This window comes from Brevundimonas aurantiaca (assembly GCF_014199955.1).
Lineage (GTDB): Bacteria > Pseudomonadota > Alphaproteobacteria > Caulobacterales > Caulobacteraceae > Brevundimonas > Brevundimonas aurantiaca.
Window position 1 is genome coordinate 195,582 of sequence record NZ_JACHOQ010000001.1, and the last position, 19,172, is coordinate 214,753.

The 19,172-nt window shown below is 67.8% G+C and carries 24 protein-coding genes and 2 riboswitches; of the genes, 11 read left to right on the plus strand and 13 right to left on the minus strand.

What is annotated here, in order from left to right; all coding sequences use genetic code 11:
* Nucleotides 1-167 precede the first annotated feature (167 nt).
* Together pncA and GGQ93_RS00930 are read right to left on the minus strand one after the other, a co-directional pair.
* The gene (pncA, locus tag GGQ93_RS00925) at nucleotides 168-803 is read right to left on the minus strand and encodes a bifunctional nicotinamidase/pyrazinamidase (protein ID WP_224764436.1); all 636 of its coding nucleotides are present in this window, start codon (nucleotides 801-803) and stop codon (nucleotides 168-170) included.
* On the minus strand, nucleotides 800-1,771 hold the full coding sequence (locus GGQ93_RS00930) for a class 1 fructose-bisphosphatase (RefSeq protein WP_183214847.1): 972 nt from the start codon (nucleotides 1,769-1,771) through the stop codon (nucleotides 800-802). Before GGQ93_RS00930 ends, pncA begins: the two co-directional genes overlap by 4 nt.
* 157 nt (nucleotides 1,772-1,928) lie before the next feature.
* Nucleotides 1,929-2,024: riboswitch (glycine riboswitch) on the plus strand.
* 3 nt (nucleotides 2,025-2,027) lie between these two features.
* A riboswitch (glycine riboswitch) is annotated at nucleotides 2,028-2,113 on the plus strand.
* A gap of 55 nt (nucleotides 2,114-2,168) precedes the next feature.
* Here GGQ93_RS00930 and gcvT point away from each other — a divergent pair.
* The 4 genes from gcvT (at nucleotide 2,169) to gcvPB (ending at nucleotide 6,783) form a co-directional block, all read left to right on the plus strand.
* Nucleotides 2,169-3,284 (plus strand): glycine cleavage system aminomethyltransferase GcvT, encoded by a 1,116-nt coding sequence (gcvT, locus tag GGQ93_RS00935; RefSeq protein ID WP_183214848.1) that lies wholly within the window; start codon nucleotides 2,169-2,171, stop codon nucleotides 3,282-3,284.
* A gap of 138 nt (nucleotides 3,285-3,422) precedes the next feature.
* Nucleotides 3,423-3,788: a glycine cleavage system protein GcvH gene (gcvH, locus tag GGQ93_RS00940; RefSeq protein WP_166621766.1), complete on the plus strand. Its 366-nt coding sequence runs from the start codon at nucleotides 3,423-3,425 to the stop codon at nucleotides 3,786-3,788.
* A 65-nt stretch (nucleotides 3,789-3,853) separates the two neighbouring features.
* On the plus strand, nucleotides 3,854-5,200 hold the full coding sequence (gene gcvPA, locus GGQ93_RS00945) for an aminomethyl-transferring glycine dehydrogenase subunit GcvPA (protein ID WP_183214849.1): 1,347 nt from the start codon (nucleotides 3,854-3,856) through the stop codon (nucleotides 5,198-5,200).
* 14 nt (nucleotides 5,201-5,214) lie between these two features.
* A complete protein-coding gene (gene gcvPB, locus GGQ93_RS00950; protein ID WP_183214850.1) occupies nucleotides 5,215-6,783 on the plus strand; it encodes an aminomethyl-transferring glycine dehydrogenase subunit GcvPB in 1,569 nt (522 codons plus the stop codon).
* A gap of 27 nt (nucleotides 6,784-6,810) precedes the next feature.
* Here the strand turns inward: gcvPB and GGQ93_RS00955 are convergent, their stop codons facing one another.
* On the minus strand, nucleotides 6,811-7,422 hold the full coding sequence (locus tag GGQ93_RS00955; protein ID WP_375782434.1) for a TetR family transcriptional regulator: 612 nt from the start codon (nucleotides 7,420-7,422) through the stop codon (nucleotides 6,811-6,813).
* 77 nt (nucleotides 7,423-7,499) lie between these two features.
* Here GGQ93_RS00955 and GGQ93_RS00960 point away from each other — a divergent pair, with 77 nt between their 5' ends.
* From GGQ93_RS00960 to GGQ93_RS00980, 5 genes are all read left to right on the plus strand, one after another.
* A complete protein-coding gene (locus GGQ93_RS00960; protein WP_183214852.1) occupies nucleotides 7,500-8,423 on the plus strand; it encodes an SDR family oxidoreductase in 924 nt (307 codons plus the stop codon).
* 216 nt (nucleotides 8,424-8,639) lie between these two features.
* Nucleotides 8,640-9,044 carry a hypothetical protein gene (locus GGQ93_RS00965; protein WP_224764434.1) on the plus strand — a complete coding sequence of 135 codons (405 nt, stop codon included), beginning with the start codon at nucleotides 8,640-8,642 and terminating at the stop codon, nucleotides 9,042-9,044.
* 142 nt (nucleotides 9,045-9,186) lie between these two features.
* Nucleotides 9,187-9,657: a DUF6789 family protein gene (locus GGQ93_RS00970; protein ID WP_182714893.1), complete on the plus strand. Its 471-nt coding sequence runs from the start codon at nucleotides 9,187-9,189 to the stop codon at nucleotides 9,655-9,657.
* A 94-nt stretch (nucleotides 9,658-9,751) separates the two neighbouring features.
* On the plus strand, nucleotides 9,752-10,081 hold the full coding sequence (locus GGQ93_RS00975) for a hypothetical protein (protein ID WP_183214853.1): 330 nt from the start codon (nucleotides 9,752-9,754) through the stop codon (nucleotides 10,079-10,081).
* A complete protein-coding gene (locus tag GGQ93_RS00980; protein ID WP_152950726.1) occupies nucleotides 10,074-10,217 on the plus strand; it encodes a hypothetical protein in 144 nt (47 codons plus the stop codon). Before GGQ93_RS00975 ends, GGQ93_RS00980 begins: the two co-directional genes overlap by 8 nt.
* Nucleotides 10,218-10,304: 87 nt before the next feature.
* Here the strand turns inward: GGQ93_RS00980 and GGQ93_RS00985 are convergent, their stop codons facing one another.
* The 5 genes from GGQ93_RS00985 to GGQ93_RS01005 all read right to left on the minus strand — a co-directional run bounded on the left by GGQ93_RS00985 (nucleotide 10,305) and on the right by GGQ93_RS01005 (nucleotide 12,835).
* A complete protein-coding gene (locus GGQ93_RS00985; protein WP_183214854.1) occupies nucleotides 10,305-10,820 on the minus strand; it encodes a F0F1 ATP synthase subunit B in 516 nt (171 codons plus the stop codon).
* Entirely contained in the window at nucleotides 10,820-11,362 is a 543-nt protein-coding gene (locus GGQ93_RS00990; RefSeq protein ID WP_183214855.1) for a F0F1 ATP synthase subunit B family protein, read from the minus strand. The genes GGQ93_RS00985 and GGQ93_RS00990 overlap by 1 nt, the downstream gene beginning before the upstream one ends.
* Nucleotides 11,363-11,442: 80 nt before the next feature.
* Nucleotides 11,443-11,676 carry a F0F1 ATP synthase subunit C gene (locus GGQ93_RS00995; RefSeq protein WP_183214856.1) on the minus strand — a complete coding sequence of 78 codons (234 nt, stop codon included), beginning with the start codon at nucleotides 11,674-11,676 and terminating at the stop codon, nucleotides 11,443-11,445.
* A 63-nt stretch (nucleotides 11,677-11,739) separates the two neighbouring features.
* Entirely contained in the window at nucleotides 11,740-12,528 is a 789-nt protein-coding gene (locus GGQ93_RS01000) for a F0F1 ATP synthase subunit A (RefSeq protein ID WP_054766273.1), read from the minus strand.
* Nucleotides 12,529-12,532: 4 nt separating this feature from the next.
* Nucleotides 12,533-12,835 carry an AtpZ/AtpI family protein gene (locus tag GGQ93_RS01005; RefSeq protein ID WP_260171132.1) on the minus strand — a complete coding sequence of 101 codons (303 nt, stop codon included), beginning with the start codon at nucleotides 12,833-12,835 and terminating at the stop codon, nucleotides 12,533-12,535.
* Nucleotides 12,836-13,127: 292 nt separating this feature from the next.
* On the opposite strand from GGQ93_RS01005, the gene ispH reads away from it, so the two are divergent.
* Entirely contained in the window at nucleotides 13,128-14,099 is a 972-nt protein-coding gene (gene ispH, locus GGQ93_RS01010) for a 4-hydroxy-3-methylbut-2-enyl diphosphate reductase (protein ID WP_183214857.1), read from the plus strand.
* Between the two features lie 16 nt (nucleotides 14,100-14,115).
* On the opposite strand, the gene scpB is transcribed toward ispH, so the two are convergent.
* From scpB to GGQ93_RS01035, 5 genes are all read right to left on the minus strand, one after another.
* Entirely contained in the window at nucleotides 14,116-14,784 is a 669-nt protein-coding gene (gene scpB / locus GGQ93_RS01015; RefSeq protein ID WP_183214858.1) for an SMC-Scp complex subunit ScpB, read from the minus strand.
* Nucleotides 14,785-14,799: 15 nt separating this feature from the next.
* Complete coding sequence (locus GGQ93_RS01020; protein WP_183214859.1) at nucleotides 14,800-15,618, minus strand: segregation and condensation protein A; 819 nt, start codon at nucleotides 15,616-15,618, stop codon at nucleotides 14,800-14,802.
* Nucleotides 15,615-16,664 (minus strand): beta-N-acetylhexosaminidase, encoded by a 1,050-nt coding sequence (gene nagZ / locus GGQ93_RS01025; protein ID WP_183214860.1) that lies wholly within the window; start codon nucleotides 16,662-16,664, stop codon nucleotides 15,615-15,617. Before nagZ ends, GGQ93_RS01020 begins: the two co-directional genes overlap by 4 nt.
* Entirely contained in the window at nucleotides 16,661-17,437 is a 777-nt protein-coding gene (locus tag GGQ93_RS01030; RefSeq protein WP_183214861.1) for an SPOR domain-containing protein, read from the minus strand. The genes nagZ and GGQ93_RS01030 overlap by 4 nt, the downstream gene beginning before the upstream one ends.
* Before the next feature lie 80 nt (nucleotides 17,438-17,517).
* Nucleotides 17,518-18,699: a deoxyguanosinetriphosphate triphosphohydrolase gene (locus tag GGQ93_RS01035; protein ID WP_183214862.1), complete on the minus strand. Its 1,182-nt coding sequence runs from the start codon at nucleotides 18,697-18,699 to the stop codon at nucleotides 17,518-17,520.
* A 151-nt stretch (nucleotides 18,700-18,850) separates the two neighbouring features.
* Between GGQ93_RS01035 and erpA the strand changes: the two genes are divergently transcribed.
* Entirely contained in the window at nucleotides 18,851-19,168 is a 318-nt protein-coding gene (erpA, locus tag GGQ93_RS01040) for an iron-sulfur cluster insertion protein ErpA (RefSeq protein WP_224764437.1), read from the plus strand.
* Nucleotides 19,169-19,172: the final 4 nt, after the last annotated feature.

Consider the following 19,172-nt stretch of genomic DNA (forward strand, 5'->3'; position numbering starts at 1 on the left):
GAAGGGCCTGCTTGGCCCGAAGACCCGGAACCCAGCGGCGCCGAAGGCGAAATGGGTCCGCCGCACTATGCTGGAACAGCGCGTCCGCGACAGTTTCGCGCTCTCGCGCGCCGCTGGGTTCCGGGTCTCCGCTGCGCTTCGCCCGGAATGACGAAAGAAAAAGGGGTTTAGCCGAGGAAGGCCGCCGCCCCGACCTCCGACACCCCCAGCGCCCGGAAACTTTCCCGCGCCGTCGCCTCGGTCTGTGGCGCGATGGCGCGGCTGGCGTCGGAGATGACCGCGGCCTCAAAGCCTTCGCGCACCGCATCCTCGGCGGTGAAGCGGACACAATAGTCGAAGGCCAGCCCGCACAGGAAGACGCGGGCCACGCCCAGGTCGCGCAGCAGGCCGGCCAGGCCCGTCGGGGTGCGATGGTCGTTCTCGAAGAAGCCGGAATAGGAATCGACCGCCGGGTTGTAGCCCTTGCGGATCACGGCCAGGGCCTTTTGCACCGTGGGCGCCGCGTCGGGATGGAAGTCGGCGCCGGGCGAGCCTTGGATACAATGGTCCGGCCACAGCATCTGGCGGCCGTAGGCGACCTCGATCTCGGTGAAGGGAGCCGCGCCGGGATGGTTGGAGGCGAACGAAATCTGGTCAGGCGTGTGCCAGTCCTGGGTCAGGATCACACGGTCGAACCGTTCGGCCAGCCGGTTGATCAGCGGCATGGTCCCCGCCCCGCCCGCGACCGCCAGAGAACCGCCCTCGCAGAAGTCGTTCTGCGGGTCGATGACCAGAAGGGCGTCCGTCGGACCGATCTTCATCATGCGCTCGCGTAGGCGTCGATCTCGTTGGCCGAGCCCAGGGCGACCGGGATGCGCTGGTGCAGATGCTCGGGCTGGATGTCGAGGATGGATTGAACCCCGTCCGTCGTCGCCTTGCCCCCGGCCTGCTCGACCAGGAAGGCCATCGGATTGCCCTCGTACATCAGGCGCAGCTTGCCGGGCTTGTCCGGCTCCCGCTTGTCCCAGGGGTACAGGAAGACGCCGCCGCGCATCAGGATGCGGTGGACGTCGGCGACCATGGCGGCGACCCAGCGCATGTTGAAATTCTTGCCCCGGGGACCGTCCGCGCCCTTCAGCACGCCGTCGACATAGCGCTGCACCGGCTCGGCCCAGTGGCGCAGGTTCGACATGTTGATGGCGAACTCCTTGGTGTCCGGCGAAATGGCGATGGCGTCGTGGGTCAGGATCCAGTCGCCGTCGTGCGACAGGGTGAAGCCCTTGACCCCTGCGCCCGTAGTCAGGACCAGCATGGTCTGGGGGCCGTACAGGGCATAGAGGGCGGCGACCTGATTGCGGCCGGGCTGCATGAAGTCGGCCTCGGTCGGCGAAGGCGTCGCGGACTTCAGCACCGAGACGATGGTGCCGACCATGGCGTTGATGTCGATGTTGGACGAGCCGTCCAGCGGGTCGAACAGGACCAGATAGTCGCCGGTCGAATGGGGCGCGGGCTGGACCTCGTCCATCTCCTCCGAAGCGACGCCGGCGACGGCGGGACAGGCCAGAAGGGCGTCGGTCAGCATGTCGTTGGTCATGACGTCGAGCTTCTTCTGCTCCTCGTCCTGAACATTGATCTGGCCCGAGGCGCCCAAGGCCCCGGCCAGGGCGCCGCCGGCGACCAGAGTGCTGATGTCGGCGCAGGTGGCGGCGGCGACCGTCAGGACCGTCTTCAGCCCTTCCGGAACCTCAAGGGCGGCGATGTGGGCGTCGAGGCGGGTGCGGTCGGCGGTCATGGGATCGGTCCGGAGCGGCGGAGAGGGACGCTCCGTTCTTGGCGGGCGGACGCAGGGAGAGCAAGGGCGAGCCGACGCCGGATGTCAGGAAGTGCGACAAGGCGGCGTCAAAACACGCCTGCGCTTGACTTGCGGCCGGAGTCGGTGGCTTAGGTCGATTGCTCTCGCGGGAGAGATCGGCGCGCCTCGGCGGGTCGACGCCGAAGGCGCAACCGCCCCGGAAACGCTCAGGCAAACGGACCGCGAAGCATACGGACGCTGGAAAGCCGCTCTTCACGGGCGCGCCGACGGAGCAAGGCGACATGATTTGGTCGCCGGAATCTCTCAGGCTTCAGGACAGCGGGGGCGCGAGGACGGCGGAGCTCCGCCACAACACGCGACCGTGAAAGCCTGAACCATGACCGATCAGACCCTGAAGACCACGCCCCTGAACGCCGCGCACCGCGCCCTGGGGGCCCGGATGGTGGGCTTCGGCGGCTATGACATGCCGGTCCAATATGAGGGCGTCCTGGCCGAGCACCGCTGGACCCGCGAACACGCCGGCCTGTTCGACGTGTCCCACATGGGCCAGTGCAAGATCACCGGCGCCGACGCCACCGCCCAGTTCGAGCGGTTCGTGCCCGGCGACTATGAAGTCCTGAAGGCCGGCAAGCAGAAATATTCCCTGCTGCTGAACACCGACGGCGGGATCATCGACGACCTGATGGCCGGCCGCCCGGATCACGACGGCCTGTTCGTCGTCGTCAACGCCGGCAACAAGGACGAGGATTTCGCCTTCTGGTCCGCGAACCTGGAAGGCGACGCCAAGCTGACGGTTCTGGACGACCGCGCCCTGATCGCCATTCAGGGACCGGAAGCCGCCGAGGTCATGGCCGCGCATGAGCCGGTGCTGGCCGAAATGGGCTTTATGGAATGCGCCCGGCTGATGCTGTTCGGCGTCGACTGCTATGTCTCGCGTTCGGGCTATACCGGCGAAGACGGCTATGAGATTTCGGTCCCGGCGGACCAGGCCGAGCGCGTCTGGAACACCATCCTGGAAGACGCCCGCGTCAAGCCGATCGGCCTGGGCGCCCGTGACAGCCTGCGGCTGGAAGCCGGCCTGCCGCTGCACGGCCATGACATCGACCCGACGACCTCGCCGGTCGAAGGGGCTCTGACCTTCGCCCTGTCCAAGTCGAGGAAGGAACGGGCCGATTTCGCCGGCGCCGACCGCATCCTGAAGGAACTGGCCGATGCGCCCGCGCGCGTCCGCGTGGGCCTGATCGTCAAGGAAGGCGCCCCGGCTCGCGAAGGCGCCGAGATCGCCGACGCCGACGGGAACGTGATCGGCAAGGTCACCTCGGGCGGCCCCTCCCCGACCCTGGGCAAGAACATCGCCATGGGCTTTGTGCCGCCGGCCTTTGCGGCCCTGGGCACGGAGCTGAAGGTCATCGTGCGCGGCAGGTCCGCCGCCGCCGAAGTCGTCGCCATGCCCTTCGTGGCGCAACGCTATTACCGGAAGCCGAAGGCGTAACATTCACCCCGTCACCCTCGGGCTTGACCCGAGGGCCGGATTATCCGCCGCATTGCGTCGGGATCAACACAGAGAACGATCCGCCTCCGATCCTCGGGTCAAGCCCGAGGATGACGGGGTGGGAGATGGAGAAGAGAAATGAAATTCACCAAGGATCACGAGTGGGTCAGCCTGGACGGCGACATCGCCACCGTGGGCATCTCGAAACACGCCGCCGACGCCCTCGGCGACGTGGTGTTCGTGGAAGTGCCGGAAGTCGGCAAGACTGTCGCCAAGGGCGCCAGCTTCGCCGTGGTCGAGAGCGTCAAGGCGGCGTCCGACGTCTACGCCCCCGTCTCGGGCGAAGTGGTCGAGGCCAATGACGCCCTGTCGACCGCTCCTGAAACCGTCAACTCGGCCCCGGAAGCGGACGGCTGGTTCGCCAAGATCAAGGTGTCGGACGCCTCGGAGCTGGACGCCCTGATGGATCAGGCCGCCTACGACGCCTTCCTCGCCACCCTCTAAGCCCCATCGGACCCGCTGATTAAGAGTCAGCGGGTCTTCGGCCTTTCATGGCCCAGGACAAGACCATGCGTTATCTCCCCCTGACGCCCGACGACCGCACGGCGATGCTCGCCGCCATCGGCGCGAAATCGATCGACGACCTGTTCGTGGACGTGCCCGAGGCGGCGCGGCTGGACGGGCCCGTGGACCTCCCCCGCGTGGCCGGCGAGCTGGAGGTCGAGCGCGCCCTGTCCGCCATGGCCGCCAAGAACGCCACAGCCGGCGCCGTCCCCTTCTTCTGCGGCGCAGGGGCCTACAAGCACCATGTCCCGGCGACGGTGGATCATATCATCCAGCGGTCGGAGTTCCTGACCAGCTACACCCCCTACCAGCCGGAAATCGCCCAGGGGACTCTGCAGTATCTGTACGAGTTCCAGACCCAGGTCGCGAACCTGACCGGCATGCCGGTGGCCAACGCCTCGCTTTATGACGGTTCGACCGCCATGGCCGAGGGCGTGCTGATGGCGACCCGCGTGACCCGCCGCAACAAGGCGGTGATCTCGGGCGGGGTGCACCCCCACTATGTCAAGGCGACCGAGACCGTGGTCCACGCCGTCGGCGTCGAGACCCAGGTCCTGGCCGCCGCCGTGGACGCCGAGGCCGCCGTGATCGACCAGATCGGTCCCGACACGGCCTGCGTCGTGGTTCAGACCCCGAACGTCTTCGGCACTGCGACGGATGTCACGAAGATCGCGGAGGCCGCCCACGCGGCCGGCGCCCTGCTGATCGTCGTGGTGACGGAAGCCGTGTCGATGGGCCTGCTGAAGTCGCCCGGCGAGATGGGCGCGGACATCGTCGCGGCCGAAGGCCAGTCGATCGGCAACGCCCTAAACTTCGGCGGTCCCTATGTCGGCCTGTTCGCCACGCGCGAGAAGCTGATCCGCCAGATGCCCGGCCGCCTGACCGGCGAGACCGTGGACGCCGACGGCGAGCGCGGCTTCGTCCTGACCCTGTCCACGCGCGAACAGCATATTCGCCGTGACAAGGCCACCTCGAACATCTGCACCAATTCCGGCCTCTGCACCTTGGCTTTCACCATTCACATGAGCCTGCTGGGCGAGACGGGGCTGCGCAAACTGGCCCTGCTGAACCACGAGAAGGCCGTGGCCACGCGCGACGCCCTGGCCGCCGTTCCGGGCGTCGAGATCCTGACGAAGCGCTTCTTCAACGAGTTCGCCGTGCGCCTGCCCAAGAACGCGACCGAAGTCGTCGATGCGCTGGCGGGCCACCACCTGCTGGCCGGCGTGCCCTACAGCCGCCTGGCCCCCGACGCCGGCATGGACGACGTCCTGCTGGTCGCCGCGACCGAAACCACCCTTGACGCCGACATCAAGCTCCTGGCGACCGCCCTCGCCAAGGTGCTGGCGGCCTGAGCGGAGACAAGACCATGAGCACCATGAACACCGTCGGCCGCCCGACCGCCCCGAACCAGGTACAGACCAAGCCCGCCACCCTGACCGGCGGGCGCGGCCTGTTGCAGAACGAGCCGCTGATCTTCGAAGGCGAAGGCTGGGGCAAGACCGGGGTCGACCTGCCCGAACCGAAGACCGATGCGTCGGACCTGGGCGACCTGGTCCGCAAGGATCCGATCGGCCTGCCCGGCCTGTCGGAGCCCGAGGCCATGCGCCACTATGTGCGCCTGTCGCAGAAGAACCACGCCATCGACCTGGCCATCTATCCGCTGGGCTCGTGCACGATGAAGCACAACCCGCGCCTGAACGAGAAGATGGCGCGTCTGGCCGGTTTTTCGGACATCCACCCCCTGCAGCCGATGTCGACGGTTCAGGGCGCGCTGGAGCTGATGGATACGCTGGCCCATTGGCTGAAGACCCTGACCGGCATGCCCGCCGTCGCGCTATCTCCGAAAGCGGGAGCGCACGGCGAACTGTGCGGCCTGATGGCCATCCGCGCCGCGCACGAGGCCTCGGGCCAGCATGAGAAGCGCCGCAAGGTGCTGGTGCCCACCAGCGCCCACGGCACCAACCCGGCCACCGCCGCCTTCGTCGGCTATACCGTCGTCGAGGTCGCCCAGACCGAGGACGGCCGCGTGGACGTGGCCGACCTGGCGTCCAAGCTGGGCGACGACGTCGCCGCCATCATGGTGACCAACCCCAACACCTGCGGCTTGTTCGAGCGCGACATTCTGGAAATCAGCCGCCTGACGCACGAGGCGGGCGCCTATTTCTACTGCGACGGCGCCAACTTCAACGCCATCGTCGGCCGGGTTCGTCCGGGCGATCTGGGCGTGGACGCCATGCACATCAACCTGCACAAGACCTTCTCGACGCCGCACGGCGGCGGCGGGCCGGGCGCGGGTCCGGTGGTGCTGTCACAGGCCCTGGCGCCCTTCGCCCCCGCCCCCTGGGTCGTGCATGACGATAGCGGTTACGCGCTGATCGAACGGGAAGAAGGCGACGCAGCCCAGGCCTTCGGCCGCCTGTGCGCCTTCCAGGGGCAGATGGGCATGTATGTGCGCGCCCTGTCCTACATGATGAGCCACGGCGCCGACGGCCTGCGTCAGGTCGCCGAGGATGCGGTGCTGAACGCCAACTACATCAAGGCCCGCCTGTCGGACCTGATGAGCGCGGCCTTCCCCGACGGCCCCTGCATGCACGAGGCCCTGTTCGACGACGAATGGCTGAAGGGCACGGACGTCACCACGCTCGACTTCGCCAAGGCGATGATCGACGAGGGCTTCCACCCGATGACCATGTATTTCCCCCTGGTCGTCCACGGGGCCATGCTGATCGAGCCGACCGAGACCGAGTCCAAGGCCGAGCTGGACCGCTTCATCGAGGCCATGCGCCTGCTGGCCCAGGCGGCCAAGGCCGGCGACGTCGACCGCTTCAAGGGCGCCCCCTTCCACGCCCCCCTGCGTCGTCTGGACGAAACCCGCGCCGCCCGCTCGCCGGTGCTGCGCTGGACCGCCCCTGCGGGCTCGAACCAGGCGGCTTAAGCCGCTCTCGGCGTCCGCCGTCCTGGATCAGGGCGGCGGACGCTGGCCCGCCATGCGTCTCAGGACGGCGAAGGCTTCGCGGCCGAACCGTTCAGGCCCTTCGTCCGGATGGGCCAGCCAGGCCTCGCCGGCCAGTTTCATGATGCTGACGCCGATCGCCGCCGCGACGCGACAGGCGACGTCGTCCGGGGCCAATCCCTTCCGCTCGGCCAGCGTCTGGGCCAGCAGCCGCTCCACCCCTTCATACTTTGCGTGATCACCGGCCTGAAGGGCGGGCGTCTGATGGATCAGCCGCGTCAGGTCCAGCATGTCGGGCGTCTGGAAGCGCGCGGCGACATCGGCCAGCCCCCCCTCCACCATATCGAGCAGCGGTTCGTCGCACGGCCGGGCCGCCACCGCCTGGGCGATCATCTCAGGGATTTGGGCCTTGAGGGAAAAGACGATCTCTTCCTTGGAGCCGAAATAGTTCAGCAGGGTGCGGCGCGATACGCCCGCCGCCGCCGCCACCTCGTCCAGGGTGGCGCCGTCAAATCCCTTTTCGATGAACAGCCGCAGGCCTTCGGCCTGAATGCGGGCGTGGGTTTCCTGCCGCTTTCGCGCACGCAGACCCTGCTCGTCAGGAAAAACTTTTTCTTGCACTTCTTGCATATTTGCACCGGATGCAGATATGCAAGCCGGAGCCCTTCGGAAATTCAGTTCACCCCAGGATAGCCGCAATGACCCAATGGACGACAGCCGATATTCCCGACCAGAGCGGCAAGCTGGTCATCATCACCGGGGCGACCGGCGGCATCGGCTTGGAGGCGGCGCTCGTTCTGGCTGAAAAGGGCGCCGAGATCGTTCTGGCCGCGCGCAATCCGGACAAGGGCGATCAGGCGGAACGGCTGATCCGCAGTCGCCACCCTGAGGCCCTCGTGCGGTTCGAACGGCTGGACCTGGCGGACCTCAGCTCTGTCGCCGCCTTCGCCGAGGCCCTCCTGGCGGCGGGTCGGCCGGTCGACATCTTGATCAACAATGCGGGCGTCATGGCCGTGCCCCGTCGCCGAACGACCATCGATGGTTTCGAGATGCAGTTCGGAACCAACTATCTATCCCACTTCGCCCTGACCGGCCGGCTCCTGCCACTGCTGACGGCGGCTCAGGCGCGAGTGGTGCAGTTGTCCAGCGTCGCCCATCGCGGCGGTCGGATTCAGCTCAGCGATCTGAACTATCGCTCCGGTTACCGGCCCTGGCCCATCTATCAGCAGTCCAAACTGGCGATGTTGATGTTCGCCCTGGAGCTTCAGCGCCGCAGCGATCGCGAAGATTGGGGCCTGACCAGCGTGGCCGCCCATCCCGGTTTCGCCCGGACGGATTTGATCGCCAACGGCCACGCCGGCAGCCCGCCCGGACTTTTCGCCTTGGTCAGCCGCCTTCTGGCGCGCGTGGCCAGCCATTCGGCGGCCGACGGCGCCTTGCCGATCCTGATGGCGGCGACCCTGCCCCAGGCCGAACCCGGCGCCTATTACGGCCCTCAGTGCTGGCAGGAGATGCGGGGTGCGCCCGGCCGCGCCCTCATCAAGCCCCAGGCGCTGGATGTCGAAACCGCCCGCGCCCTGTGGTCCGAGTCCGAACGCCTGACCGGCGTCCACTACGGCTGACCAAGGCCCAGCCGCGTCCTGTGGGACACAGACTGCGACAATCCGGCTTCATGACCAAAGCTTCATAGGAAAGCCACGGATCGGCCATCGAACCGGATCTTAAGGGGTTATGTGACAACCTCGCCACGGTCGCTCTTTCCCTTCCCGGCTTGGGATCGGGTGGGCGTGGCGACCGTTGTCACACCTCAGTCAGTCCTCCTCCCTCCCGGCGCCCTCGTGATCTCCGCACCCGCTCTCGTCCTGTCCTCCGCCTCGCCTCGCAGCCGCAAGCTGCGGGTGCTGAAGCGTTGGGCCCTGATGGCGGGCGGGCTGTTCGTGGTCCTGCTTGGCATTCTGATCGCCCCCCTGCCCGGCCCCGGCGGCGTCCCGGTGATCGCGGTCGGCCTGATGCTGATCCTGAAGAGCTCCTTCTGGGCCAAGCGACAGTTCATCCGCGCCCAGTACGCCCGGCCCAAATGGGTCTATCCCTTCCGGCGGCTGATGCGGAAAAAGCCGGAGTTCGCGCCGGTCTTCTGGCAACAGGCCTTGCGCGCCGAAAAGGTGATCCTGACCCGGCGTCGGCGCGGCCTGATCCGTCTGCGCAAGGGCCTTCGCCGCTACATCCGCAAACTGTTCCGCTGACCGCGCGCGCATCAGCGATCATTTCGCGCTTGCGTTGCTGCGTTCGCTAACCACGGCAACGTGAACGCCGACCTTCCGAGTCAGGCGTATTCTGTCCCAGCGTTATCAGAGAACCAGAAAAGCGTTGGGAGGCGCTAAGGTCATGATGTCACGCTTACAAAAAGGTCTGATCGCCGGTTTCGCCGCCACGTTCGCCGTGTCCCTGCTGGAAATACCCAATCTGTTCCTGAACTGGTTCGACCCGTTCCAGAGCGTCATCGCCGCCCTGATCGGCATGCCCGACGCCCTGGCCGTGGGCTGGATTCTTCATGCGGTGACCGGGGTGCTGATCCTGGGTCCCCTGTTCGCCTACCTCTGCCCGCGACTGCCCACCGACACGCCCGAGACCAAGGGCATCGTCTTTGCGGTCGGCGCCTGGGTGGTGATGATGGCCGGCGTCTTCATGGTCGGCGACTACCGCACCTTCAACGCCGGCTCGGGCTTCGGCACCATCGCCTGGCTTCTGGTCACCCATGCCGTTTTCGGGATCGTCCTGGGCAATGTCTACGCCCGGCTGGTCGCGCGCGACAAACGCCAGACGCCCCATGTGATCGGCGGCGCCACGGCCCACTGATCTCGGCGGGCCGGACGGCCTGGTCTCCAGGCCGTCCCTGCGTCCGGCTTCCTACACAGACGAACCGGACGGTGGGCCGACGGCTTCCCCTGCGATGAACCGCAAGGAACATCCGACGCGCCGAGGGCGCATCCGCTGGGAGCCTCTGCTGGTCGGCGGCGTGGTCCTGGCCCTGATCGCCTATTACCTCGTCGCGGAGGTGATATGGCGAAATCCTCAGGCCGCCAGCGACAGCGAGACGGCCGTAGTCCAACCGGCCGTCGTGCCGCCGCCCGGCGGCGCCGTCCCGCCCAGCGCGCCCGCCGTGGCGCCCGGCGACAATCCGGCCCTGCGCGGCCAGTCGGCCGTGCGCGGCGACGGCACGCCCCTGAACGGCTCCACCACCTCGACGCCGCCCCCGCAGCCGATGAAGACCGATGACTGAACCCGACCGCGATCCAGACGGCTTCAGCCGCCGCAGTGAAAGCGGCCCGCCCTTCCGCATCATGGGCGGGGTCATCGTCTTCATCCTGGTGATGATCGCTGTGGTTCTGACGGTCAGCGGCGTCATCGGGCGCTGAGGGCCGCCCCGAAACGACTTCGGCCGAAACCGCTAGAGCGATTTCGGCCGAAGGACGGGCGCTGAGACCCGGTCAGACTTGAGGTCGTCAGTTCAGACGGTCGCCGATCTGGCCGATGGCGGCGTCCAGCAGCGGATCCTTGGCGCCGCCGGCGAGGCGGGCGGCCAGGATCTGTTCCGCGGCCTTGGCGGCCAGGTCGGCGGCGGCGGCCTTGACCTCGGCGGACGCCTGGGCCTCGGCCTGGGCGATGCGGGCCTCGGCCATCTTCTGGCGACGCTCCAGCGTCTCTTCCAGCTTGGCCTTGGATTCGACTTCCAGACGACGGGCGTCGGCTTCCGCCTGGGCCATCATATCAGCGGCCTGGGCCTCTGCCTCGGCCTTCTCCTTGCGGATCTGGGCCAGCAGGGCTTCGGCCTCGGCGCGCAGACGGGCGGCCTCGTCCAGGTCGGCCTGGATCTTGGCGCCCTTGGCGTCCAGCTGGGCGGCGACCATCTTGGGCACGCCGACGGCGATCAGAATACCGAAGAAGATCAGCAGGCCGACGCCGACCCAGATCTCGGGATTCGACAGATCCCAGATGCCCGGTTCAAAGATCAGGTTCATCAGACGGCTCCCTTGGCGAGGTCGAGTTCGGCCTTGGTCGCGGCCTGGCCGGTCAGGCGCTCCACCATGGCGCCGGCGGCGTCGGAGGCGATGGTCGAGACATTGCCCATGGCGGCGTCGCGGGTCTTGGCGATGGCGGCCTCGGCTTCGGCGATGCGGGCATTGACCACGGCTTCTTCAGCAGCCTGGCGCGCGTTGGCTTCTTCCGTGACGCGCGCCTTGGCGGCGGCGGCGGTGGCGCGGGCGTCGGCGCGGGCCTTGGCCAGATCGGCCTGGGCCAGGGCGGCCTGCTCGGCGGCCTCGGCCTGGACCTGACGCGCGGTGGCGACGGCGCCGGAGATGGTCTCGCGACGTTCATCCATGACGCGGCGCAGGCGCGGCGCGAAGACCTTGGCGATCAGGAAATAGAGCAGGAAGAACAGGACCAGCAGATAGCCCATCTGCCCGGCCCAGTGCTGGGTCTGGAATTGCGGCAGACCACCCTCGCCGTGGCCCTGGGCCTCGGTCGTGGCGTGCGTGTCGTGGGAAGTGGGGGCGGCCATGGTGTCCGTTCGTCCGGGAAAAGCAAACGGCGACGACGCCTTCCTAGGGAAAGCGCCGCCGCCCTTCAACTCACCGTCTATTAGGCGGTGGGCGTGTTCAGGATCAGGATGCCCAGCACGAAGGCCAGGATGCCCAGGGCTTCGGCCAGAGCCGCGCCCACGAACAGGTTGCCGACTTGCGAGGCGGCGGCCGACGGGTTGCGCAGGGCGCCGTTCAGGAAGTTGGCGAAGATGTTGCCCACGCCGATGGCCGAGCCGATCATGCCGAGGGTGGCCAGGCCGGCGCCGATGAACTTGGCGGCTTCAGCTTCCATGGTGAGTATCCTTGTTTCAGTCAGGTGGGTTGGAAGAAGGGAGTTCTCGAACTGGGCCGGGCCTTAATGGCCTTCACCCAGGTTGACCACATCATTGAGATAGATGCTGGCCAGAACGGCGAACACGAACGCCTGAAGGAAGGCGACGAGGAATTCGAGGGCGGTCAGGGCGACGACCATGGTCATCGACAGGGCGGCGATCGGCAGGCCCCACAGGCCCAGGCCCTCGCCGACGAAGGCGCCGGCGCCCAGGGCCACGACGAAGCCGGCGAAAATCTTCAGCGCGACGTGGCCGCCCAGCATGTTGCCGAACAGACGAAGAGCCAGGGTCACCGGACGCAGCAGGAAGGACAGGAACTCGATCGCGCCGACGACGGGGCGCAGCACCAGAGGCGCGCTGGCCGGCCAGAACAGTTTGAAGAAGCCCAGGCCGTTCTTCAGGAAGCCCACGCCGATGACCAGCAGGATGGTCAGGGCGGCGAAGGTGACCGTAACCGCCAGCTGCGACGTCGCGGTGAAGCTGAGGAACATGCCCAACAGGTTCATCACCAGCACCAGGAGGAACAGGCTGAAGACGAACGGGAAATATTTGCGGCCGTCGTGGCCGATGATGGAATCGGTCACCCCGTCGATCATATCGAACAGGCTTTCGCCGGCCGTCTGCAACCGTCCCGGCACCACCTTGGCGCTCGAGGTGACCAGTTGCAGGAACAGGACGATGGCCACGAAGGCGACCGTCATGGCGACGTGCGAATTGGTGATCGCCAGCTGGGTGTGGCCGAAGACAGGCAGGTTCACCGCGCCGAAATCGACGAGCGGCTGGATCTTAAACTGGTGAAGCGGATCGGCCATCAGCCTATCGGTCCTCGTCTTCCTCGTCGTCGAAGGGGACCGATTTCGGTTCGATCCCGCTCGCCTTCGCCTGCGCCATCAGCCGGTTGGCTGTGCGGCGCGCCATGTAAATCGACAGGGCGAAGCCCAGAAGGACTCCGCCGATGATACCCCAGGGATTGGTCCCAAACAGTCGGTCCGCCCCAAAACCTAGCCCCAAGCCCAGGAAGACCCCGCCGAGCAGTTCGGCGACGATCTTGTAGGCCTGGCTCGTCACCGCCTGAGCCGCGAGGTGCTCCGACGCCTTCTGAGCCGTCTTGTCCTCCAACGCGGATGCGCTGTCTTGGAGGCGTTTGATCGCCTCTTCGCGCGATTCCGACATAGGGGACATGGCCTGTGCGCTCAGCGCCCGAACAATGTGTTGAGGCAGGTCTGAATTCGGCGCGGAAACTAATCGTGAGCGGCCGGTTGGTCAAGGCGTCGTGAACTTAGTCTAAATCTTTGTTCCGAATGGATTTTCACTGAGAACCAGCCGACCGTGGCGATGCGTCGCTGCCTTGAGGTGCGGATTCGCTCGCCCCGCATGGCGATATGGTCCGCGAACGACTAGGTTGGCGGTCATGAATATGCACGTCCCCTCCCCTGCGCCCGAACGCCGCCCGATCGCCGTGCGGCTGGCGACGCCGCGGGGCTTCTGCGCCGGGGTTGATCGGGCGATCCAGATCGTCGAGCGCGCCATCGAGAAGTTCGGCGCCCCTGTCTATGTCCGCCACGAGATCGTCCATAACCGCCATGTGGTCGAGCGGCTGAAGGCCATGGGCGCCGTCTTCGTCAAGGAGCTGGACGAATGCCCCGACGACCGGCCGGTCGTCTTCTCGGCCCATGGGGTGCCCAAGTCTGTGCCGGCCAACGCCCGGGCGCGCGACCTGCTGTTCCTGGACGCCACCTGCCCCCTGGTGTCCAAGGTCCACGTCGAGGCCGAGCGTCATCATGCCGCAGGCCGCCATATCATCCTGATCGGCCACGCCGGCCATCCGGAGGTGATCGGCACCATGGGCCAGTTGCCGCCCGGCGCCATCAGCCTGGTCGAGACCGAGGCCGACGCCGAGGCCTTCGAACGCCCCGGCGACGCCCCCCTGGCCTATGCGACCCAGACCACCCTGTCGGTCGATGACACGGCGGGCATATTGAAGGTGCTGAAGCGGCGCTTCCCCGAACTGCCCGATCCGCACAAGGAAGACATCTGCTACGCCACCACCAATCGCCAGGAGGCGGTCAAGGTGCTGGGCGAGGGCTGCGAACTGGTGCTGGTGGTCGGATCGAAGAACTCGTCCAACTCGGCCCGGCTGGTCGAGGTGGCGATGCGCGCCGGCGCCCGCGACGCCCGCCTCGTCGATGACGCCTCCCAGGTGGACTGGGACTGGTTCGACGGGGTTCAGACGGTCGGCGTCACCGCCGGCGCCTCGGCGCCCGAGCCTTTGATCGCCGCCCTGGTGGACGCCATCGCCGAACGGTTCGACGCCACCGTGACCGAGGACGCCGGCGCGCGTGAGACCGTGACCTTCAAACTGCCGCGCCAGCTGACCGCCTGAGCGCGGCGTCCGACGGCTATCGCTCCTCGCCGACGAAGTCCTGGGCGAACTCGGGGCTGTCTTCGTCCAGCAGGGGCGCCTCCTCCTCATCCGCCCCGGTCGCACGACTGGGGTCGGGCAGTTCGAACCCGACGGGGGCCGACAGGTCCAGAAGCCCGGCGGCCTTCATCTCCTGAACCCCCGGCAGGTCATACAGACTGGCCAGGCCGAAATGCTCCAGGAACCGGTCGGCGGTGCCGTAGGTTACGGGCCGACCCGCTGTCCGCCGCCGCCCTCGCAGACGCACGAACCCCATCTCCAGCAACAGGTCCAGCGTGCCCTTGGACAGGCTGACGCCGCGCACGCTCTCGATCTCGGCGCGGGTCACGGGCTGGTGGTAGGCGATGATGGCCAGGGTCTCCAGCGCCGCCTTGGACAGGCGGCGGGGCTCCTCCCGCTCTTGGCTCATCATGAAGGCCAGGTCCGCGGCCGTGCGGAACCGCCAGCGGTCGGCCACGCAGTCCAGCTCCACCCCCCGTCCCTCGTAACGGGCGCGCAGGCCCGACAGAGCCCGGCCGACGTCGGCGCCTTCGGGGAGGCGCGCCCCGATCTCGGCGGCGCTCAGCGGACCGGCGGCGGCGAACAGCAGGGCCTCGACCCGGCGCTCGATCTCGGCCTCGTCGGGCTGGAAGGACGGGTCAGACATGGGGATATCCGCGCATCACGGCGTCAGCTCCAGCGGCTGCCCCAGGCCCCGCCGCTTCAGATACAGGTCCGCAAACGGCGCCGTCTGGCGAATGTCCATGGCCCCCTCCTTCACCAGCTCCAGACTGGCCGACAGGGTCGAGGCGGTATAGCTGGCCTGGCTGGGGCCCTCAGGGTCTTCGGGACGGGGCGCGACCTGGTCCAGCGGGGTCCAGTCTGCGAGACGCGGCATGATCTCGCGCAGCCAGTCGCGCGCCGCCTCCAGCGGAAAGGCCTCGACCCGCTGGCCGGGCGAATAGCGTCGCGCCTCCTCGCGTCGGCGCTGGGTCACATAGGCGCTCATCAACTCATACAGGCTGGCGTCGATCCGGTCGGACGGCACGATCACCGTCGCCTCGGGGTCGCCCCGGGTGAAGACGTCGCGCTTCAGCTGGGGACGGGCCATCAGCTGTTCGACCGCCTTGCGCATCGCCTCCAGCTTCTGCAGGCGAAAGGCCAGGGCGGCGGCCATGGCCTCGGCCGGCGGCTCCTCCCCCTTGCCCTTTTCGGTGCGCGGCAGCAGCAGCCGGGACTTCAGATAGGCCAGCCAGGAGGCCATTACGAGATAATCGGCCGCCAGGGCGAAGTTGCGCCGCCGCGCCTCGTGAACGAAGGCCAGATACTGTTCCGCCAGCTGGGTGATCGACAGTTTCAGCAGATCGACCTTCTGCGTCCGCGCCAGGGCCAAGAGGACGTGCAGCGGCCCTTCATAGCCGTCCAGATCGACGACGAAGGCTTCGCGCTCCTCGACCTCCTCGGCGTTGAAATCCAGATTGGGCTGAAAGGCGTCGCTCACGCCTGCGCCTCCCCCACGTCCGGTCCTTTAGCCGCGTCCGTCTTGCCCGCCATTGCGCGGAAGAAGCGTTCGTGCCCGGCGACGGGATCCAGCGGCTCCGGCGTCCGAACGATCCGGGCCAGGGCCGCCTCGGCGCGCCGTTTCGCCCCGCCCTTCAGCGGACCGACGCCCTCGGCGACCTGCCGCATCTCGTCCATATCGCCGTTCCAATGGATGACGACGTCGCATCCCGCCTTCAGCGCCTTGTGCGCCCTCTGGGTCAAGGATCCGGACAGGGCGTTCATCACCAGATCGTCCGACAGCAACAGACCGCCGAAGCCCAGCCGTTCGCGGATCAGCCGGATCGCCCTCTTGGACTGGGTGGCCGGGCGTTTGGGGTCGATGGCGCTGAAGACGATATGGGCCGTCATGCCGATCGGCATGTCGGACAGGGCCTTGAACGGGGCGAAATCCCAGGCGTCCAGCGTCTCCAGATCGGCATGGACCGTCGGCAGGTCCTTGTGGGTGTCGGCGAAGGCGCGGCCGTGGCCCGGCATGTGTTTGATGCAGGGCAGTACCCCGCCTGCCAGCAGACCCTCCGCCGCCGCCCGTCCCAGCAGGGCCACGGTCTGAGGATCGCGGCCATAGGCGCGATCGCCGATGATGTCGTGGGCGCCGGGCACGGGCACGTCCAGCACCGGCAGCAGATCAATATTGATTCCGACCTCGCGCAGATCGTGCGCCATCAGCCTCGCCCCCAGACGGACAAGGTCTCGGGCGTCCGCCGGGTCGTTCGTCGCCTTAAGATAGGCGTCGCCCGGCGGATATTTGGGCCAGTGCGGCGGCCCCATCCGCTGGACCCGCCCGCCCTCCTGGTCGATCAGGATCGGCGCGTCACGGTCGCCTATGGCCGCGCGCAGCTCGTCCGTCAGGGCCCGCACCTGTTCCGGGCTGTCGATATTGCGCCGGAACAGGATGAAACCCCACGGCCGCGCCTCGGCGAAGAAGGCGCGTTCGTCTTCCGTCAGCCGATGGCCGGCGCAGCCGTAGATGGCGGCGGAGGTCACCGAACGATGCAATCCCGCCCGGCGGCCTTCAGGGCGTTGCAGAAGGCGACCGCCCGCTCGCGCGACAGGCCGGTGAAGGTGGTGCGGTACAGGGTCGAACCGCTGGACGAGGTCACTTCGGTCACCCGCTTTTCGGCGCCCGACGCATATTGGCTGAAACGGCCGGCGACGGCGGCGTATTCCCGGTCGGCGATCTCCGTCGAGGAGAAGGCGCCGATCTGGACCGAGGCCGAACCGCCGGCGGCGGCGGGAGCCGTCGGCGCGGGAGCGGCGGGCGTGGTCGCCTCGGTCTTGGGCGCCGGGGTGGCCGGACGGGGCGCAGCGGCGGCGGGCGGCAAGCCCTGGCCGGTCGGCGCGGCGGTCGGCGGTGCGGCCGGGCGCGGCTGGGGCGTCTCGGGCGGCGGGGTGAAGGTCACGGGCGCGTCGGCGGTCTCGGTCTCGTCGCGATAGACCCGCACGCCCTCGGCCGGATCGACCGGCTGGGCGTCCAGGGGGGCGGCGGTCTTCATCTCGCCGACGGCTTGGCCCACGGCCGGCGGGGCGTCGGTCGAGGCCCGCATGCCCGAACGATAGAAGAAGATGACGGCGATGATCAGCACCAGCAGCACCACGCCGCTGACGATCAAGGTCACGGGCGGCGCCTTGCCTCCGCCCGAGCCGACGTTTCGGCCGCCGCCGCGCGGGTCATAGGTGTTCCGGCGGAACGGCAGGTCGTCGTCGGTCGGAGGCGTATAGGCGCCTCGGCCGGGTCGGTTCTCGTCATCGAAAGACATGGTGTCGCTCCGCCGTCTGTCCGACGCAGCGAATCGGCGCGTCGAACGGTTAGTTTAACGCCCCGCCGCCGTCTTTCGAATCACAGATCGAGCGCCAGGTCGAGGCTGAACAATTTCTGGTGGACTTCGATCGCATAGCGGTCGGTCATGCCGGCGATGTAATCACAGACGGCGCGCGCCCTGCGGGTCCGATCCTCGGTCTGGGCCGGCACGCCCCATTCCGGCGGCATGACCTCCGGCTCAGCCATGAACAGTTCGAACAGCTGCGACAGCACCCGCCGCGCCTGACTGCGCGTGCGGTTGACGCGGTAGTGGCGATACATCCGCTCGAACAGGAATTTGCGCAGGATCGCCAGGTCCGCGTGCATCGACCGGGAGAAGTCCACCAGGGTCCGCGAGGCGTGGCGCACATCCTCGGTCGAGCCGATCTGGTCCTCCTCCAGCCGTCGCGCCGTCTCGGCCAGCACGTCCTCGACCATGACCCCGATCATCCGCCGCACCGCCTCGATCCGCAGCATCCGGTCGTCGATGGCGGGCCAGTCGCGGCGGACCTCCGCCAGGGTCGGGCCGATCAGGGGCACCTGATCCAGATCCTGAAGCGTGATCAGCCCGGCCTGCACCCCGTCGTCCACATCGTGATTGTTATAGGCGATGTCGTCGGCGATGGCGGCGCATTGCGCCTCCAGCGAGGCGAAACTGTCCAGACGCAGGTCCCAGCCCGCCTCCCCGCCCGCGCGATAGGGACGCACCACCGACCAGGCCGCTTCGTCCAGCCGATGCGACACCGGGCCGTTGTGCTTGATGACGCCCTCGACCGTCTCCCAGCTCAGGTTCAGCCCGTCGAACTGCGGATAGCGGGTCTCCAGCTCGGTGATGACGCGGAAACTCTGCACATTGTGGTCGAAGCCGCCGTAGTCGGCCATCTGGATGACCAGCTCGTCCTCGCCCGCATGGGCGAAGGGCGGATGGCCCAGATCGTGGGCCAGGGCGATGGTCTCGGCCAGGTCGTCGTCCAGCCGCAACGCATGGGCCAGGGACCGGGCGATCTGGGCCACCTCCAGCGAATGGGTCAGGCGGGTGCGATAGTGGTCGCCTTCATGGGCCACGAAGACCTGGGTCTTCTCCTTCAGGCGACGAAAGGCGGTGGCGTGGATGATCCGGTCGCGGTCGCGGGCGAAGGCGGTGCGGGTGCGGCTGGGCGGTTCGAAGAAGCGACGGCCCTTGGTCAGATCGGCGCGTTCGGCGTAGGGGGCGAGAGTCATCGGGCTCAAGTCGTCAACTTTGAAGCGGCTTTGATCGGACGGGGCCTTTGCGAACGCCCGCACGCGCCTCATATAGACAGCTGTGAGCACCGTCCAATCCACAGAACCGTCCACACCCGCCTTCAGCGTCGCCACGCGCGCGCCGGAGGGGATCGTCCTGGCCGCCAGCGCCGCCGATCGTCTGGCCCGGCTCAGCGCGGCCGAGGGCAAGTCCCTGATGCTGCGCGTCGCTGTCGACGGGGGCGGCTGTTCGGGCTTTCAGTACCGGTTCGAACTGGTCGAGACGGCCGAGGACGACGATCTTCGGATCGAGGCCCAGGGCCAGACGGCCCTGATCGACCCCGTCTCGGTTCCCTTCCTGAAGAATTCCGAGATCGCCTATGTCGATGAACTGGCCGGCGCCCAGTTCGTGGTTCGAAACCCCAACGCCGCCTCGAGCTGCGGCTGCGGCGTCAGCTTCTCGATCTGACGCC

What these genes read in the sequence shown, in the direction of transcription:
- pncA (WP_224764436.1), bottom strand. Translation starts at nt 803, where the DNA reads ATGATGAAGATCGGTCCGACGGACGCCCTTCTGGTCATCGACCCGCAG.
- GGQ93_RS00930 (WP_183214847.1), bottom strand. Translation starts at nt 1,771, where the DNA reads ATGACCGCCGACCGCACCCGCCTCGACGCCCACATCGCCGCCCTTGAG.
- gcvT (WP_183214848.1), top strand. Translation starts at nt 2,169, where the DNA reads ATGACCGATCAGACCCTGAAGACCACGCCCCTGAACGCCGCGCACCGC.
- gcvH (WP_166621766.1), top strand. Translation starts at nt 3,423, where the DNA reads ATGAAATTCACCAAGGATCACGAGTGGGTCAGCCTGGACGGCGACATC.
- gcvPA (WP_183214849.1), top strand. Translation starts at nt 3,854, where the DNA reads ATGCGTTATCTCCCCCTGACGCCCGACGACCGCACGGCGATGCTCGCC.
- gcvPB (WP_183214850.1), top strand. Translation starts at nt 5,215, where the DNA reads ATGAGCACCATGAACACCGTCGGCCGCCCGACCGCCCCGAACCAGGTA.
- GGQ93_RS00960 (WP_183214852.1), top strand. Translation starts at nt 7,500, where the DNA reads ATGACCCAATGGACGACAGCCGATATTCCCGACCAGAGCGGCAAGCTG.
- GGQ93_RS00970 (WP_182714893.1), top strand. Translation starts at nt 9,187, where the DNA reads ATGATGTCACGCTTACAAAAAGGTCTGATCGCCGGTTTCGCCGCCACG.
- GGQ93_RS00975 (WP_183214853.1), top strand. Translation starts at nt 9,752, where the DNA reads ATGAACCGCAAGGAACATCCGACGCGCCGAGGGCGCATCCGCTGGGAG.
- GGQ93_RS00980 (WP_152950726.1), top strand. Translation starts at nt 10,074, where the DNA reads ATGACTGAACCCGACCGCGATCCAGACGGCTTCAGCCGCCGCAGTGAA.
- GGQ93_RS00985 (WP_183214854.1), bottom strand. Translation starts at nt 10,820, where the DNA reads ATGAACCTGATCTTTGAACCGGGCATCTGGGATCTGTCGAATCCCGAG.
- GGQ93_RS00990 (WP_183214855.1), bottom strand. Translation starts at nt 11,362, where the DNA reads ATGGCCGCCCCCACTTCCCACGACACGCACGCCACGACCGAGGCCCAG.
- GGQ93_RS00995 (WP_183214856.1), bottom strand. Translation starts at nt 11,676, where the DNA reads ATGGAAGCTGAAGCCGCCAAGTTCATCGGCGCCGGCCTGGCCACCCTC.
- GGQ93_RS01000 (WP_054766273.1), bottom strand. Translation starts at nt 12,528, where the DNA reads ATGGCCGATCCGCTTCACCAGTTTAAGATCCAGCCGCTCGTCGATTTC.
- ispH (WP_183214857.1), top strand. Translation starts at nt 13,128, where the DNA reads ATGAATATGCACGTCCCCTCCCCTGCGCCCGAACGCCGCCCGATCGCC.
- scpB (WP_183214858.1), bottom strand. Translation starts at nt 14,784, where the DNA reads ATGTCTGACCCGTCCTTCCAGCCCGACGAGGCCGAGATCGAGCGCCGG.
- GGQ93_RS01030 (WP_183214861.1), bottom strand. Translation starts at nt 17,437, where the DNA reads ATGTCTTTCGATGACGAGAACCGACCCGGCCGAGGCGCCTATACGCCT.
- GGQ93_RS01035 (WP_183214862.1), bottom strand. Translation starts at nt 18,699, where the DNA reads ATGACTCTCGCCCCCTACGCCGAACGCGCCGATCTGACCAAGGGCCGT.